Below are 15,829 nucleotides of genomic sequence, written 5' to 3'. Positions count from 1 at the left end.
ATGTCTTAGAATCGCAAGAGGCTAAAAATGATCGTCAATTCCGATCAAACGTCGTTCCTGTTCGGGAAGCTGACATGGGAGTCCATCCCGCTTCACGAGCCCATTCTCGTCGCGACCTTCGCGGCCGTGGCTCTGGGCGGTATCGCCGTCGTCGGCGCCCTCACCTATTTCCGCCTCTGGGGCTACCTCTGGAATGAATGGTTCACGAGCATCGATCACAAGAAGATCGGTATCATGTACATCATCCTGGCGCTGGTCATGCTTTTGCGCGGTTTCGCCGATGCCATCATGATGCGCGTCCAGCAGGCGATCGCCTCCGGCGGATCGGAAGGTTACCTTCCGCCACACCATTACGACCAGATCTTCACGGCCCACGGCGTCATCATGATCTTCTTCATGGCCATGCCGATGATCACCGGCCTGATGAACTTCGTCGTGCCGCTACAGATCGGCGCCCGCGACGTTTCGTTCCCCTTCCTCAACAACTTCTCCTTCTGGATGACCACGGCCGGCGCCGTCATCACCATGATCTCGCTGTTCATCGGTGAATATGCGCAGACCGGCTGGCTTGCCTATCCGCCGCTTTCCGGCATTGACGGCAGTCCGGGTGTGGGCGTGGATTATTACATCTGGGGCCTACAGATCGCCGGTGTGGGAACGACGCTCTCAGGTATCAACCTGATCGTCACGATCATCAAGATGCGCGCACCTGGCATGACCATGATGCGCCTGCCGATCTTCGTCTGGACATCGCTGTGTTCCAACATCCTGATCGTGGCCTCGTTCCCGATCCTGACCGGCACGCTCGCGCTTCTGACCCTCGACCGTTACGTTGGCACCAACTTCTTCACCAACGATCTCGGCGGCAACCCGATGATGTATGTCAACCTCATCTGGATCTGGGGCCATCCCGAAGTTTACATTCTGGTCCTGCCGGCATTCGGCGTCTTCTCGGAAATCGTCTCGACCTTCTCCAACAAGCGCCTTTTCGGTTATGCCTCGATGGTCTACGCCACGGGCGTCATCACCATCCTCGCTTATGTCGTGTGGCTGCACCACTTCTTCACCATGGGTTCCGGCGCAAGCGTGAACGCGTTCTTCGGCATCACCACGATGATCATCTCGATCCCGACGGGTGCCAAGATCTTCAACTGGCTCTTCACCATGTATAAGGGCCGCATCAAGTTCGATGTCCCGATGCTGTGGACGATCGGCTTCATGATCACCTTCGTCATCGGCGGCATGACCGGTGTTCTTCTTGCCGTTCCGCCGGCGGACTTCGTGCTGCACAACTCGCTGTTCCTGATTGCCCACTTCCACAACACCATCATCGGTGGCGTGGTGTTCGGTGTGCTCGCGGGTATCGTCTACTGGTTCCCGAAGGCCTTCGGTTACCGCCTCGATCCTTTCTGGGGCAAACTGTCCTTCTGGTTCTGGTTCATCGGCTTCTATTTCGCCTTCATGCCGCTCTACATTCTCGGCCTGATGGGCGTGACCCGCCGTATCAGCCAGTTCGAGGACAATTCGCTGCAGATCTGGTTCGTGATCGCGGCCTTCGGCGCCTTCCTGATCGCGCTCGGCATCGCCTCCTTCGTCATCCAGCTCATCGTCAGCTTCCTCAAGCGCGATCAGCTCCGCGACGTTACCGGCGATCCCTATCACGGGCGTACGCTGGAATGGTCGACCTCGTCGCCGCCGCCGGCCTACAACTTCGCCTTCACGCCGGTCGTTCATGACGTCGACGCCTGGGCGGATATGAAGAAGCGCGGTTATGTCCGTCCGCTTGAAGGTTACATCCCGATCCATATGCCGAAGAACACCGGTGCGGGCGTGATCATCAGCGCCATCAGCGTGGTGCTCGGCTTTGCGTTGGTGTGGCACATCTGGTGGCTGGCGGCTCTGTCCATGCTCGCCATCATCGCGGTCTCGATCGCCCATACCTTCAACTACAACCGCGAATATTACATTCCGGCTTCCGATGTTTCGACAGTCGAAGCGGAACGTACGAAGCTGCTTGCTGAACAGGCGTAACGAATATGGCTCATGCACCTGCACAAAGCGTCGACGGCGCTGAACCACCGGTCTTCTACCTGAAGGAAGACCATCACCCGGAGAACGGCACCTCGCTGGGCTTCTGGCTCTACCTGATGAGCGACTGCCTCATCTTCGCGACCCTGTTTGCCACCTATGCCGTTGTCGGCCGCAACTATGCGGCCGGTCCTTCGGGTGCGGATCTGTTCGATCTGAAGCTCGTGGCGATCAATACCGGCTTCCTGCTCTTCTCCTCTATCACCTATGGCTTTGCCATGCTGGAAATGGAAAAGAAGAAGGTGAAGTCGACACTGGTGTGGCTTGGCGTGACCGGCCTCTTCGGCCTCGCCTTCCTTGCCGTGGAACTTTACGAGTTCCATCACCTGATCGCGGAAGGCGCAGGCCCGCAGCGTTCGGCCTTCCTCTCCGCCTTCTTCGCGCTGGTCGGCACGCACGGTCTGCACGTTACCTTCGGCATTATCTGGCTCGTCACGCTGATGTTCCAGGTCTCCAAGCACGGTCTGATCGCGGCAAACAAGCGTCGCCTGATGTGCCTTTCGATGTTCTGGCACTTCCTTGACGTCATCTGGATCGGCGTCTTCTCCTTCGTTTATCTCATGGGAGTTCTGTGATGAGTTCCGAAGCACACGCACACCACGACGCGCATGGCGACGACCATCACCATGATGGCGCGAGCCACGGCACCTTCAAGAGCTACATGATCGGCTTCGTCCTGTCGGTTATCCTGACGGCGATCCCCTTCTGGCTGGTCATGGGCGACGTTCTTGAAAACAAGACCCTGCTCGTCATCGCGATCATGGGTCTCGGCGTCATCCAGATCTTCGTGCACATGATCTACTTCCTGCACATGGACACCAGGTCCGAAGGCGGCTGGACCTTCATGGCGCTGATCTTCACCGTCGTGGTGCTCCTGATCACGCTCTCCGGCTCGCTCTGGGTCATGTACAACATGAACAAGAACATGATGCCGCTGCACATCGAAGATGTGAAGAACCTGCCCTGAGCAGCATAAATCAACGGCCTGCCGGTTTTCCGGCGGGCCGGCTAACGCACCAACACATAACCCCATGAATCGTGGTGCGATTTATGGGGTTATTTGCTGGAAGACCGGATGCCTGCGGCCAAAAGCGCTGCCGTGGCAAGCCGCATGGCCTTGCAAGGACTGTGAAACCATGACCGATCCATCGACAACCACCCCGCAAAAGCGCCGTATCCGCCCCGCGGCAATCGTCGTCCTGTTTCTAACCATTGTCCTGACGGGCTCTCTGCTTGCGCTCGGGACATGGCAGGTCAAACGTCTTTCCTGGAAGCTCGACCTGATCGCGCGTATCGAAGCCCGCGCCCATGCCGCCCCCGTCGAAGCCCCTGCTGCTGCCGAATGGCCGGCCCTAACCGATCCCGCTGGCTATGAATATCGCCGTGTAAAACTGTCCGGCACCTTCCTTAATGACAAACAAGTTCAGGTCTATACGGTCAGCGATCTCGGCCCCGGCTACTGGGTGATGACGCCGCTCAGGCGCGAAGACGGTTCAAGCGTCATCGTCAATCGCGGCTTCGTGCCTTCCGACAAACGGGACCCGTCCTCCAGGCGGGAAGGCGAACCCGCCGGAAATGTCGAGATCGTCGGATTGATGCGTGCGCCGGAAACCGGCGGGCTTTTCCTTCGAACCAACGATCCGGCAAATGGGCGCTGGTACTCCCGCAACATCCCGCAGATATCGCAGGCATCCGGCCTTTCCGATGTCGCGCCGTTCTATGTCGATGCCGATGCGACACCCAATCCGGGCGGCTTTCCGGTCGGCGGCAAGACCATGCTCACCTTCCCCAACAACCATCTGTCCTACGCCGTGACCTGGTATATTCTGGCGGCTATGGTGGTTGCGGCCGGCTGGTACGTCCTGCGCAATCTCAACGCGCCGAAATCGAAACGGGACGAGGATTGAGCATCTGGTTTTACCAGATGGTTCATAAAATCACTTCCTTCTTCACGTTTTGCTGATCTATAACGACAGTTCGGTCTGACATTGCCCGTCGGCGCAATTTGTTTCGGTGAGTTATGGCAAGAGCATTTCTTCTCGTTCTGGATTCCTTCGGCGTCGGCGGCGCGCCTGACGCGGAGCGTTATGGCGACCTTGGCGCCGATACGCTCGGCCACATCGCCGAATTCTGCGCGGCGGGTGCAGCAGACAAAGCGGGGCTTCGGTCGGGTCCGCTGAAACTGCCGAACATGTGCTCGCTTGGCCTGCTCGAGATTGCCAGCCAGTCAAGCGGCGACATTCCCGCCGGCATGGAGCGACCGGAGCGTATTTTCGGCCTGCATGGCTCCGCCAGTGAAATCTCCAAGGGTAAGGATACGCCCTCCGGACATTGGGAAATCGCGGGCACGCCCGTCACCTTCGACTGGGGATACTTTCCGACCGAAGGGGACGCCTTTTCTCCGGAACTGGTGGAGGCCATCTGCAAAGAGGCCGATATTCCCGGCATCCTCGGCAATTGCCACGCTTCCGGCACCGAGATCATCGCCAAGTTTGGCGAAGAGCACATCAGGACCGGCAAGCCGATCTGCTACACCTCTTCCGATTCCGTGTTCCAGATCGCTGCACATGAGACCCATTTCGGGCTGCAGCGGCTTATCGCGCTCTGCGAGATAGTGCGCAAACTGCTCGATCCGCTGAATATCGGCCGTGTCATTGCCCGCCCCTTCATCGGCGAGACCGTCGCCACTTTTGAGCGCACCGGTAACCGCCGCGATTTCTCCGTTCCGCCGCCCGAACCGACGTTGCTCGACCGCCTTGTCGAAGCTGGCCGGAAAGTGCACGCGATCGGCAAGATCGGCGATATCTATGCCCATCAGGGTGTTTCGCGCGTCATCAAGGCAAACGGCAACGCCGCCCTGATGGATGCGACGCTGCACGCCATCGACGAGGCCGAAAACGGCGATCTTGTCTTCACCAATTTCGTCGATTTCGACATGCTTTATGGCCACCGCCGCGACGTTGCCGGTTATGCCGCCGCCCTTGAGGCTTTCGACGCACGCATTCCCGAAATCCATCGCAAGATGAAACCGGGAGATATCGCCCTTCTCACCGCCGACCACGGTTGCGACCCCACGTGGCGGGGCACGGACCATACACGCGAGCGAGTGCCGATCATGGCATTCGGACCGGGCATTCGCTCGCGTGACGTCGGCATCCGTTCAAGCTACGCCGATATCGGCGAAAGCATCGCCCACCATCTTGGCATCGAGGCCGGTTCACACGGCAGGAGCTTCATTTGACATCACATTTGCTGAAAGCGGAAATTCACTGCCACATCGAAGGTGCGGCACCGCCCGCCCTCGTTGCGAAACAGGCGGAGAAATACGGCATAGACACCAGCGGCTTCCTGCGTGACGGCCAATATGTCTGGTCGGATTTTGCCGAATTCATCCAGTGTTATGACGCGGTGGCGCAGGTGTTCAAGACGGATGAGGATTATGCGGTCCTGACGGAAACCTATCTGACCGAGCTTGCGCAGGCCAACACCATCTATAGCGAAATTATCATCTCGCCAGACCATGGTGACCGCATCGGGCTCGGCGCAGACGCCTATCTTGCCGGTATCGCCGAAGGCATCCGGGTTGCGAAAGAAAAAACCGGCATCGAAACCCGCATCATCGTAACCGGCGAGCGGCATTTCGGTCCTGAACGGGTGATCGCGGCGGCGGAATATGCGGCCCGCGCCCGGCATCCGCTGGTGACCGGCTTCAACATGGCCGGCGAAGAGCGCATGGGCCGGGTTGCAGACTACGCCCGCGCCTTCGATATTGCCCGCGATGCGGGCCTTGGGCTGACCATCCATGCGGGTGAGGTCTGCGGCCCGGAAAGCGTTGCCGATGCGCTCGATCTCGTCAAGCCGGCGCGGATCGGCCACGGCGTGCGCGCCATCGAAGATGCCGATCTCGTTGCCCGGCTGGTTGAGACGGGAACGGTTCTGGAGGTTTGCCCGGGTTCGAACATCGCTCTTGGCGTCTATCCCGATTTCACCAGCCATCCTTTGAAAAATCTCAGCGATTTAGGGGTACGCGTCTGCATCAATTCCGACGATCCGCCGTTCTTCTTCACCTCACTTGCCCGCGAATATGCGCTGGCCACAGACGCATTCGGCTTCAGTGACGCCGAGATCAACCGCATGACCCGCACCGCGCTGGAATGCGCCTTTGTGGATGACGCAACACGTGAGCGGCTGCTTGCGAGACTCGATCAAGGCTGACTTTGTTGTTGGCAGGGTAAAACCGCGAAGAAGACTTGCGAAAAGCGCTCTTTCGGTGAATGACAGGGGCACAAGATAAAAAGGAAGGCCAGTTTCATGGACGGCGTCACAGTCATCGAACATCCGCTGGTGCGGCACAAACTTACCATCATGCGCAAGAAGGAAACCTCGACGGCCGGCTTCCGCCGCCTGCTCAGGGAAATCTCGACGCTGCTCTGCTATGAAGTGACGCGCGACCTTGAAATGACGATGGAAACCATCGATACGCCGCTCGAAACCATCGAGGCTCCGGTGCTTGAGGGCAAGAAGCTGGTTTTCGCCTCCATCCTGCGCGCCGGAAACGGTCTGCTGGAAGGCATGCTCGAACTCGTTCCTTCTGCGCGTGTTGCCCATATCGGTGTCTATCGCGACCACGATACGCTGGAGGCCGTCGAATATTACTTCAAGGCTCCCGAAAGCCTCGATGCGCGCCTCATCATCGTCGTCGATCCCATGCTGGCGACCGGCAATTCCTCCATCGCTGCAGTTGAAAAACTGAAGGAGCGGGGCGCGAAGAACATCCGCTTCCTGTGTCTGCTGGCCGCACCCGAGGGCATCAAGAATTTCCGTGAAGCACATCCCGATGTGCCGATCTACACCGCCGCGATCGACAAGCAGCTGAACGAAAAGGGCTATATCGTTCCCGGTCTCGGCGATGCGGGCGACCGCATGTACGGCACGAAATAAGACCGTTCATCATCGTTTAACCGTTTGCGCCATTCGCCGCCCCGACAAGCGGCGAATGGCTTTTTCTTTTAAGATTTCAGCATGTTTTACGTCTATCCTGCCCAAGGATAACCCTGCCCTTTCAGGAGCGACGATTTGCTGACGCGCACAATTTTTCTGCTTATCGGCCTTTCGGTCAGCGCCACGCAAATTCCGGCGCTGGTGGAAAAGTTTCAGCCGCGTCCGGCCGCTGAAGCTGAAAAAGCTGAAGTGAAATCCGAAACCGCGAAGCCCGAAACCGTTTCGCTCGGCGGTGGCGTCAATTTGAAGGCGGATGCTCGCGGCCATTTCAACGCCGCCTTCCGCATCAACGGCAAATCTTTCGACGGGCTTGTCGATACCGGCGCCTCCATGGTCGCCATCAACGAGACAATCGCCCGGCGACTGGGTTACGGCGTCAACAGCCTCGACTACAAATATCCGATCTCGACCGCCAACGGCCAGACCATGGCAGCCTATGTAAAGCTCGACCGGGTGGAAATCGGCGCGATCCGCGTTCAGAATGTTGACGCCATGGTGCTGAAGGACAATGCGCTGAGCAACATGCTGATTGGCATGAGCTTCCTGAAACAATTATCGTCTTTCAAGGTATCGGGCGGCGAAATGCGGCTGGTCAGGTAATTCGCTCGATAATGGGCGCGCCGATCTCTGGGGCTCTGTCAGCAATCCCGTAGCAGGACGCTATAGTTTTGACGGCACGCTCGGCTTCGTCCCTGGACGCCGCATGGACGCTGGCGATCGGTTCGCCCTTTTCCACTTTTGTGCCGAGCGCCAGGATATCCGAGATACCGACGGAAGGATCGATCGTGTCCGATGGCTTTCTTCTGCCGCCGCCAAGCTCCACAACGACCATGCCGAGATCGCGCGTTGCACAGGAGGCGAGCCAGCCGCTGCGCGGAGCCGAAACCGGTAGAATGACCGGCGCGGACGGCAGGTAGTGCGACGGATGCTCGACGAAATCCGAGGGCCCACCAAGTGCCGTCACCATTTTCGCAAAGACTTCCATGGCCCGACCGGAGGAAAGAGCGGCCTCAGCCAGCGCCTGACCGTCATCCAGAGTGGCGGCCTTGCCAGCCTGCACCAGCATTTCCGCCGCAAAGGCAAGGACCACTTTTTCCAGACGTGTCCCCGCCTTGCGGCCAGCCAGAAACTCCAGGCAATTGACGATTTCAACCGCATTGCCTGCGGCATCGCCAAGCGGCTGGTTCATGTCGGTTATCAGGGCGGTTGTCGGCAGGCCTGCGCCATTCGCCACATCGACCAGTGCGCGGGCCAGATTACGGGCATCCTCCACGCTCTGCATGAAAGCGCCGTTGCCCACCTTCACATCCAGAACCAGCGTCTGCAGCCCGGCCGCAAGCTTCTTCGACAGGATGGAAGCGGTGATCAGCGGAATGGAATCCACCGTCGCGGTCACGTCGCGAATGGCATAAAGGCGCTTGTCTGCGGGTGCGAGATCGCCCGTCTGGCCGATGATGGCGCAGCCGACCGTCTTCACCGTCCGGCGAAACAGCGTCTCGTCCGGCATGACATTGTAACCGGGGATCGCTTCCAGCTTGTCGAGCGTGCCACCGGTATGGCCAAGGCCCCTGCCGGAAATCATCGGCACGGCGAGACCGCAGGCGGCGACGATTGGAGCGAGCATCAGGGAGACATTGTCGCCGACGCCGCCGGTCGAGTGCTTGTCCGCCACCGGCCTGCCAATATCGCTCCAGGACAGGACGTCGCCGCTGTCGCGCATGGCGAGCGTCAGCGCCACCATCTCGTCACGGCTCATGCCACGAAAAAACACCGCCATGGCAAAGGCAGCAGCCTGGCCTTCCGATATGCCGTCCTTAGAGAGCGCCTCTATGAAAGCGGCAATCTCCTGTGGCTCAAGGGACAGGCCATCGCGTTTGCGGCGGATGATTTCCTGCGGAATCAAGCTCAATACCCGCTGGCGGCCTTGGCCGGCTCGCCACCGGCCAACACGTTCAAGACATCGTCGAGAACACCCGAAGCGCCGAAACGGAAGGTAGACGGCATGGCCCAGTTGGGCGCCATGATGGTTTCCGCCAGCCGCAGATAAAGCGTCGCATCTTCCACCGTGCCGATGCCGCCAGCGGGCTTGAAGCCCACCTTCTGCCTGCTGTCGCGGATCGCCTGCAACATGATGTCGGCGGCTTCCAGCGTGGCGTTGACGGCGACCTTGCCGGTCGAGGTCTTGATGAAATCCGCCCCTTCGGCAATGGCGAGTTCGGAGGCGCGTCGGATCAGGGCCTTGTCCTTCAGCTCACCGGTTTCGAGAATGACCTTGAGCAAAACGGGTGCGACACAGGCCTTGCGCACGGCGGCCACCATCTCGGAAACAGCCGATTCATCGCCTGCTATGAATTTACGATAGGGAATGACCAGATCGATTTCATCGGCACCGTCGCGGATCGCCGCTTCGGTTTCCGCAACCACAGTCGCAACATCCAGATCGCCCGATGGGAAATTAACGACCGTGGCGATACGGATCGCATGGTCTTTTCCGAAAGCGGCGCGTGCCTGCGCGACGAAACGCGGCCAGATGCAGATTGCGGCCGTGTTGCCATATTCGGTGTGCGCCCTCTGGCACAAAGCAGCAATCTGCTCGGGCGTGCAATCTTCCTTGAGATTGGTCAGGTCCAGCAAGGACAATGTGAGGGCAGCCGCTTCGCGCGGACGCTGGAGTTCCATGGTCACGCTCCTCCTGCGATCATTTCCTTTAAGATAGCGGCAAGCCTCTTGCCACCTATGGGAGCCATATCCTTGGTTTCTTCATGGCTCAGCTCCGCGCCGGTCATGCCGGCACCGTAATTGGTAATAACCGATGCGGCGGCAACGCGCATCCCGAAAAAGCGGGCGAGGATGACTTCCGGCACAGTGGACATGCCGACGGCATCGGCACCCAACAGCCGCGCCATGCGGATTTCCGCCGGCGTTTCGAAGCTCGGGCCGGAGAACCACATATAGACGCCACCGAACAGAGGCACCGTCGCGCGGATGGCGGCATTGCGCATGGCGAGCATCAGATCCGGATCGTAAGCCGTGGTCATGCCGACAAAGCGGCGGTCGCTTTCTTCGCCGATCAGCGGGTTCATGCCGGAATAATTGATGTGATCGGTGATCTGCATGACCGAGCCGGGCGGCATATCCTGCCTGACCGAACCTGCCGAATTGGTGAGGATGAGCGACTGCACGCCGAGACCGGCCAGCGCCTCGATGACCGGACGCATGGCGGCCGGATCGCCCTTTTCGTAGAAATGCACCCGGCCGGACAGCATCATGACAGGCTCGCCGCCGAGATAACCCGCAACCAGTTCGCCCGCATGACCGGAAACGCCACCGGCGGGAAAGCCAGGGAGATCTGCGTAGGGCACACGGATCGGATCGCTGACTTCCTCCACCAGCGATCCCAGGCCGGAGCCGAGAACGATGGCGACACGCGGCATCAGGCCGTTCAGGCGTTCCACCAGAATATCGATCAAACCATCCGTCATTAGGGCAGCTCGGTCTTGAAGACGGATGGCAAAAGCTCTTCCATGGTCATGACCTTCTGGACGCCGGTTTCATCGCAGAGATAGATCTTCGTCTCCGGCGAGGCGAATTCGGCGATCTTCTGGCGGCAGCCGCCACAGGGCGTGCAGAGCGGCAGCTTTTCGGCGATAACGGCGACTTCGCTGATCTTCTTTGCCCCGCCCATGATCATGGCGCTGATGGCTGATGGTTCCGCGCACCAGCCCTGCGGGAAGGAGATGTTTTCGATATTCGCGCCCTTGTAGATTTTGCCGTCATCAGCACGGATCGCTGCGCCGACCGGAAATTTCGAATAGGGCGCATAGGCAAAGGCCATAGCCTCCACCGCCGCCTCGAACAGGGCATGGGATTCAGGGTGGGCGGATTTGGGGTCGGAGGACATAAGCTTAACGCTCCTTCGCATAGGCAACGCCACCGGCCTTGGGGGGCTTGGCAACGCCGATGAAACCGGCAAGCAGGATGCAGGTCAGAATATAGGGCATGGCCTGGAAGATCTGCACCGGCACTTCCCCGATACCCGGCACGGATTTGCCCTGCATGAAGTTGGCGAAAGCATCCAGAAAACCGAAGAGCAGGCAGGCGAACATGACCGGCACCGGCTTCCATTTCGCAAAGATCAATGCCGCCAGCGCGATATAACCCTTGCCGGCCGACATGTTGGCGATGAAGGCCGCCGATTGCGCCACCGCGAGATAGGCGCCCGAGAAACCGCAGAGGAAACCGGCAACGATGACCGCGCGGAAACGCATCCATGTGACAGAAATGCCTGCCGTATCGACCGCGCCCGGGTTTTCACCGACCGCGCGCAGGCGAAGGCCGAAGCGAGTGCGATAAAGCACCCACCAGGACAGCGGAACCGCCAGAAAGGCGAGATAGGTAAGGATGTTGTTGCCGGAAATGACATTGGCGTAGAGCGGGCCGATGAAAGGCACTTCGCGCATCGCATCCGCACCGGGCAGGATGATCGGCGCAAAGCGGCCCTCGGAGGGCAATTGCGGCGTGCGGCCGCCCTGCCCGAACCATGCCTGCCCCAGAACCACCGTCAGACCGGCGGCGATGAAGTTGAGCGCCACGCCCGACACGATCTGGTTGCCACGATTGGTGATGACGGCAAAACCGTGAATCAGCGAAAACAGGATGGAAACGGTAATGCCCGCCAGCAGACCCGCCCATGGATCTGCCGTGAGATAGGCGACACAGGCGGATGCGAAGGCTGCCGCCAGCATCTTACCTTCAAGACCGATATCAAACACGCCCGCGCGTTCGGAAAAAAGCCCGGCAAGGGCCGTGAACAGAAGCGGGATGGTGAGGCGAACGGTCGAGCCGAGGATGCTGACCAGCATATCGAAAAAATCCATATCAGCTCACCCCTTTGCCAAACGCTGGTAGATGCGGACGACCGCCGGCCGATACATATATTCGAGAGCGCCGGCGAACAGGATCACCAGACCCTGGATCACCACGATCATCTCGCGGGTAATGTTCGGCATCTCAAAGGAAAGATCAGCGCCGCCCTGATAAAGAATGCCGAACAGCAACGCCGAGAAGATGATGCCGAGCGGGTGGCTTCGCCCCATCAGCGACACGGCGATGCCGACGAAGCCCGCACCACCGACGAATTCCACCTGCAGGCGGGCGGAAGCGCCCATGACCGGGTTCAACGCCATCATGCCCGCCAGACCGCCGGAAATGAGCATGGCGATGATGACGGTGCGCGCATAGGGAATGCCGGCATAAACGGCTGCCGATGGGCTGACGCCGAGCGTGCGCATCTCGTAACCGAGCTTGGTGCGCCAGATCAGCACCCAGACGAGAAAACACATGACCAGCGCGATGAGGAAGGACACGTTGAACGGCGCCGGCCCGAGCTTGAGGCCGAACAGCGCCATCAGCCAGTCCAGCTTCGGCAATTGCCCGCCGGCCAGGAAGGTGCGCGTTTCCGGCGCCATCTTGCCGGGCACGATCAATACATTCACCAGCAGATAGACCATCAAGGCCGCTGCAATGAAGTTGAACATGATGGTGGTGATGACGACGTGGCTGCCGCGTTTTGCCTGCAGCCAGGCCGGAATGAAGGCCCAGGCCGCACCGAAAAGTGCAGCACCGATGACGGCGAAGGGCATCGTTACATACCAGGGCACATAACGGTCGAGCGCGAGCGCCACCAGCGCGGCACCAAGCCCGCCAATATAGGCCTGACCTTCCGAGCCGATATTGAACAGACCGGCATGGAAGGCGACCGCGACGGAGAGGCCGGTGAAGATGAAGCTCGTCGTATAAAACAGCGTGAAGCCGATGGCGTCGCCACGGCCGAGCGCACCTTCGATGAGCAGGCGAAGTGCTGCCAGCGGATTTTCACCGATCGACCAGACGACGAGGCCGGAAATCAGAAAGGCGGTGATGACATTCAGCAACGGCAACAGGCCGTAGCTGATCCAGTTTGGTAGGGGTACGGAAGCGGTACTCATTCATGCCTCATGCGGCGATGCCGGCCATCATCAGGCCCAGCGTCTGTTCTTCGGCTTCCGCCGTTTTCTCTCCAACGACACGCCCGGCGAACATGACCATGATCCGGTCCGAAAGGGAACGGATTTCATCGAGTTCGACCGAAACCAGCAGGATCGCCTTGCCGGCATCGCGCATTTCGATGATGCGACGATGGATGAATTCGATGGCGCCGATATCAACACCGCGCGTCGGCTGGCCGATGATCAGCATCTTGGGGTCACGTTCGATTTCACGGGCGACGACGATCTTCTGCTGGTTGCCGCCGGAAAAATTGGCGGTCTTCAGCTGCGGGTTCGGCGGACGGATATCGTATTTCTCGATTTTTTCGACCGCATCCTTGCGGATCGCCTCGGGGTTCAGGAAAGGCCCTTTGCCGTAACGCTCGTCATGGTGATAGCCGAGGATGGAGTTTTCATATTCCTCGAATTTCAGCACCAGACCCATATGGTGCCGGTCTTCGGGGATATGAGCGAGACCGAGCTTGCGCAGAATGGCCGGATCGGGACGGTCGACCTTCTGCCCGGCCACCCATATCTCTCCCGAATAGGGCTTGCGGATGCCCGCGATCGCTTCGAGAAGTTCGGACTGGCCATTGCCGGCCACACCGGCGATGCCGACGATTTCACCGGCGCGGACATCGAGAGAAACATCATCCACCATGGTGACGCCGCGGCTGTCCTTGACGGTCAGATTGCGGATGGAGAGGAGAACCTCACCCGGCGTCGTTTCGCCCTTTTCCACCCTGAGCAGCACGCGACGGCCGACCATCAGTTCGGCCAGTTCCTCGACGCTGGTTTCGGAGGTCTTGCGGGTCGCCACCATTTCGCCGCGGCGCATGACGGAGACGGAATCCGTGATCGCCATGATCTCGCGCAGCTTGTGGGTGATGAGGATGACGGTCTTGCCCTGGTCGCGCAGGACGCCGAGGATCTTGAAAAGGTGATCGGCCTCCGCGGGTGTGAGAACACCGGTCGGCTCATCGAGGATAAGAATTTCCGCGCCACGATACATGGCTTTGAGGATTTCGACGCGCTGCTGCAGACCGACCGGCAATTCCTCGATCACCGCATCGGGATCGACTTCCAGCCCGTAATCGTCCTCGAGACGCTTCAGCTCCTTGCGCGCCGCCGCCCGGCCCTTGGCGAGCGATGCACCACCTTCCGCGCCCAGCATGACGTTTTCCAGCACGGTGAAATTTTCCACCAGCATGAAATGCTGATGCACCATGCCGATGCCCGCATTGATTGCCGCCTGGCTGTCACGGATGACGATCGGCGCGCCATTCACCCGGATTTCGCCGGCGTCGGCCTGGTAAAAACCGTAGAGGATCGACATCAGCGTTGATTTTCCGGCGCCGTTTTCCCCGATGATGCCGTGGATCGTGCCCTTGGCAACGGTCAGATTGATATTCTTGTTGGCGTGAACGGCACCGAATTTCTTATCGATGCCCACGAGTTCGATTGCTGGGTCCATATTCAAACCGAAACCTCTCCGAAGGCTGGATATGAAAAGGGCGCAAGATGAAAAATCATCATGCGCCCCAGTCACATATCATATCATTTCGGGCAGGAATTGTCCGCCATATAGTCATGAACCTTGACGGTGCCGGCAATGATGTCGGCCTTGGCCTTATCCACGGCGGCGGTCATTTCCGGCGTGATCAGGGCCTTGTTGTTGTCGTCGAGGGCGTAGGCGACGCCGTCTTCCTTGACGCCGAGCGCAACGATGCCGGGGGTGAACTTGTCTTCCTTGGCATCCTTGTAGGCGTTGTAGACGGCCAGATCGACGCGCTTGACCATGGAGGTCAGAACCGAGCCCGGATGCAGGTGGTTCTGGTTGGAATCGACGCCGATCGAGAACTTCTTGTTGTCGGCCGCGGTCTGCAGCACACCGATACCGGTCGCACCGGCTGCCGCGTAGATCACGTCCGCACCCTGGTCGATCTGGTTCTTGGTGAGTTCACCACCGCGCACCGGATCGTTCCAGGCAGCACCCGTGGTGCCGGTCATGTTCTGGAAGACTTCGATCTTGTCGTTGGCAGCCTTCGCGCCCTGGGCATAACCACAGGCGAATTTGCGGATCAGCGGAATATCCATGCCGCCGATGAAGCCGACCTTGCCGGTCTTGGAGGCCATGCCGGCTAGAAGACCAACGAGATAGGAGCCTTCGTGCTCCTTGTAGACGACGGAGCGGACATTCGGCAGCTCGACGACGGAATCGACGATGACGAACTTGGTATCGGGGAATTCGGCTGCGACCTTTTCCATGGCCGAGGTCCAGGCGAAGGACACGGCGACGACCGGATTGAAGCCCTTGCTGGCGAAGTTGCGGATGGCCTGTTCGCCCTGCGTGTCGCTGGTCGGTTCAAAGTCACGGTACTCGATGCCCGTTTCCGCCTTGAACTTTTCAGCGCCGGCCGCAGCGGCTTCATTGAACGACTTGTCGAACTTGCCACCCGTGCCATAGACCAGCGCCGGCTTGATATCTGCCGCGAGCGCGGAAGCCGACATTGCGGCAAGCGCAAAAAGTGTCAGAAGGGATTTTTTCATTGTGCAGCCCTGTTGTTGCAATTGATATTTTAAGGGTCCTCCCGCAAACCCGTTGACCGGGAATGTCTGCGGAACCGCCAGCCGTTTCCCCGGCTGTGCTTGGCTCATATCCTTGCATGGCTCAATGAAAAATTCATCCGGTTTTTTTGACCCGGTGGAAAAAC

General features: G+C 59.4%; 16 protein-coding genes. 8 read left to right on the top strand and 8 right to left on the bottom strand.

Annotated elements, in window-relative coordinates:
- Positions 1-27 precede the first annotated feature (27 nt).
- The 8 genes from cyoB to JZY08_RS14230 all read left to right on the top strand — a co-directional run bounded on the left by cyoB (position 28) and on the right by JZY08_RS14230 (position 7,689).
- Positions 28-2,031: a cytochrome o ubiquinol oxidase subunit I gene (gene cyoB / locus JZY08_RS14265; protein WP_003493109.1), complete on the top strand. Its 2,004-nt coding sequence runs from the start codon at positions 28-30 to the stop codon at positions 2,029-2,031.
- Positions 2,032-2,036: 5 nt separating this feature from the next.
- Positions 2,037-2,663, top strand: coding sequence for a cytochrome o ubiquinol oxidase subunit III (cyoC, locus tag JZY08_RS14260; protein ID WP_035219604.1), 627 nt, complete (start codon positions 2,037-2,039; stop codon positions 2,661-2,663).
- Positions 2,663-3,055: a cytochrome o ubiquinol oxidase subunit IV gene (gene cyoD, locus JZY08_RS14255; RefSeq protein WP_003493104.1), complete on the top strand. Its 393-nt coding sequence runs from the start codon at positions 2,663-2,665 to the stop codon at positions 3,053-3,055. The genes cyoC and cyoD overlap by 1 nt, the downstream gene beginning before the upstream one ends.
- Positions 3,056-3,224: 169 nt before the next feature.
- Positions 3,225-3,995, top strand: coding sequence for an SURF1 family protein (locus tag JZY08_RS14250; RefSeq protein ID WP_216330488.1), 771 nt, complete (start codon positions 3,225-3,227; stop codon positions 3,993-3,995).
- A 113-nt stretch (positions 3,996-4,108) separates the two neighbouring features.
- Complete coding sequence (locus JZY08_RS14245) at positions 4,109-5,329, top strand: phosphopentomutase (protein ID WP_216330487.1); 1,221 nt, start codon at positions 4,109-4,111, stop codon at positions 5,327-5,329.
- On the top strand, positions 5,326-6,303 hold the full coding sequence (locus JZY08_RS14240; RefSeq protein ID WP_216330486.1) for an adenosine deaminase: 978 nt from the start codon (positions 5,326-5,328) through the stop codon (positions 6,301-6,303). The genes JZY08_RS14245 and JZY08_RS14240 overlap by 4 nt, the downstream gene beginning before the upstream one ends.
- A gap of 96 nt (positions 6,304-6,399) precedes the next feature.
- The gene (gene upp, locus JZY08_RS14235; protein WP_003493096.1) at positions 6,400-7,029 is read left to right on the top strand and encodes a uracil phosphoribosyltransferase; all 630 of its coding nucleotides are present in this window, start codon (positions 6,400-6,402) and stop codon (positions 7,027-7,029) included.
- A 135-nt stretch (positions 7,030-7,164) separates the two neighbouring features.
- Entirely contained in the window at positions 7,165-7,689 is a 525-nt protein-coding gene (locus JZY08_RS14230; protein WP_216330485.1) for a TIGR02281 family clan AA aspartic protease, read from the top strand.
- Here JZY08_RS14230 and deoA read toward each other — a convergent pair.
- The 8 genes from deoA to JZY08_RS14190 form a co-directional block, all read right to left on the bottom strand.
- On the bottom strand, positions 7,682-8,998 hold the full coding sequence (deoA, locus tag JZY08_RS14225; protein ID WP_216330484.1) for a thymidine phosphorylase: 1,317 nt from the start codon (positions 8,996-8,998) through the stop codon (positions 7,682-7,684). The genes JZY08_RS14230 and deoA overlap by 8 nt on opposite strands.
- Positions 8,995-9,768 (bottom strand): deoxyribose-phosphate aldolase, encoded by a 774-nt coding sequence (gene deoC / locus JZY08_RS14220; protein WP_216330483.1) that lies wholly within the window; start codon positions 9,766-9,768, stop codon positions 8,995-8,997. Before deoC ends, deoA begins: the two co-directional genes overlap by 4 nt.
- 2 nt (positions 9,769-9,770) lie before the next feature.
- A complete protein-coding gene (locus JZY08_RS14215; RefSeq protein WP_003493084.1) occupies positions 9,771-10,571 on the bottom strand; it encodes a purine-nucleoside phosphorylase in 801 nt (266 codons plus the stop codon).
- On the bottom strand, positions 10,571-10,990 hold the full coding sequence (locus JZY08_RS14210) for a cytidine deaminase (protein ID WP_003493081.1): 420 nt from the start codon (positions 10,988-10,990) through the stop codon (positions 10,571-10,573). Before JZY08_RS14210 ends, JZY08_RS14215 begins: the two co-directional genes overlap by 1 nt.
- Positions 10,991-10,994: 4 nt before the next feature.
- Positions 10,995-11,966, bottom strand: a complete 972-nt coding sequence (locus JZY08_RS14205; RefSeq protein WP_003493080.1) for an ABC transporter permease — start codon at positions 11,964-11,966, stop codon at positions 10,995-10,997.
- Positions 11,967-11,972: 6 nt separating this feature from the next.
- Positions 11,973-13,076 carry an ABC transporter permease gene (locus JZY08_RS14200; RefSeq protein ID WP_216330482.1) on the bottom strand — a complete coding sequence of 368 codons (1,104 nt, stop codon included), beginning with the start codon at positions 13,074-13,076 and terminating at the stop codon, positions 11,973-11,975.
- Positions 13,077-13,083: 7 nt separating this feature from the next.
- Entirely contained in the window at positions 13,084-14,589 is a 1,506-nt protein-coding gene (locus JZY08_RS14195) for an ABC transporter ATP-binding protein (protein ID WP_216331565.1), read from the bottom strand.
- 83 nt (positions 14,590-14,672) lie between these two features.
- Positions 14,673-15,665, bottom strand: coding sequence for a BMP family ABC transporter substrate-binding protein (locus JZY08_RS14190; RefSeq protein ID WP_035241384.1), 993 nt, complete (start codon positions 15,663-15,665; stop codon positions 14,673-14,675).
- Positions 15,666-15,829 lie beyond the last annotated feature (164 nt).

The organism is Rhizobium sp. X9 (assembly GCF_018873185.1).
Lineage (GTDB): Bacteria > Pseudomonadota > Alphaproteobacteria > Rhizobiales > Rhizobiaceae > Agrobacterium > Agrobacterium oryzihabitans.
The sequence above is the reverse complement of the archived record's forward strand: the minus strand, read 5'-3'. Positions and strand labels throughout refer to the sequence as shown.

Bases quoted from the DNA above. Each gene is read 5' to 3' on its own strand.
- cyoB (WP_003493109.1), top strand. From the start codon at position 28: ATGATCGTCAATTCCGATCAAACGTCGTTCCTGTTCGGGAAGCTGACA.
- JZY08_RS14190 (WP_035241384.1), bottom strand. From the start codon at position 15,665: ATGAAAAAATCCCTTCTGACACTTTTTGCGCTTGCCGCAATGTCGGCT.
- cyoC (WP_035219604.1), top strand. From the start codon at position 2,037: ATGGCTCATGCACCTGCACAAAGCGTCGACGGCGCTGAACCACCGGTC.
- JZY08_RS14200 (WP_216330482.1), bottom strand. From the start codon at position 13,076: ATGAGTACCGCTTCCGTACCCCTACCAAACTGGATCAGCTACGGCCTG.
- JZY08_RS14205 (WP_003493080.1), bottom strand. From the start codon at position 11,966: ATGGATTTTTTCGATATGCTGGTCAGCATCCTCGGCTCGACCGTTCGC.
- JZY08_RS14215 (WP_003493084.1), bottom strand. From the start codon at position 10,571: ATGACGGATGGTTTGATCGATATTCTGGTGGAACGCCTGAACGGCCTG.
- upp (WP_003493096.1), top strand. From the start codon at position 6,400: ATGGACGGCGTCACAGTCATCGAACATCCGCTGGTGCGGCACAAACTT.
- JZY08_RS14250 (WP_216330488.1), top strand. From the start codon at position 3,225: ATGACCGATCCATCGACAACCACCCCGCAAAAGCGCCGTATCCGCCCC.
- cyoD (WP_003493104.1), top strand. From the start codon at position 2,663: ATGAGTTCCGAAGCACACGCACACCACGACGCGCATGGCGACGACCAT.
- JZY08_RS14210 (WP_003493081.1), bottom strand. From the start codon at position 10,990: ATGTCCTCCGACCCCAAATCCGCCCACCCTGAATCCCATGCCCTGTTC.
- JZY08_RS14195 (WP_216331565.1), bottom strand. From the start codon at position 14,589: ATGGACCCAGCAATCGAACTCGTGGGCATCGATAAGAAATTCGGTGCC.
- JZY08_RS14245 (WP_216330487.1), top strand. From the start codon at position 4,109: ATGGCAAGAGCATTTCTTCTCGTTCTGGATTCCTTCGGCGTCGGCGGC.
- deoC (WP_216330483.1), bottom strand. From the start codon at position 9,768: ATGGAACTCCAGCGTCCGCGCGAAGCGGCTGCCCTCACATTGTCCTTG.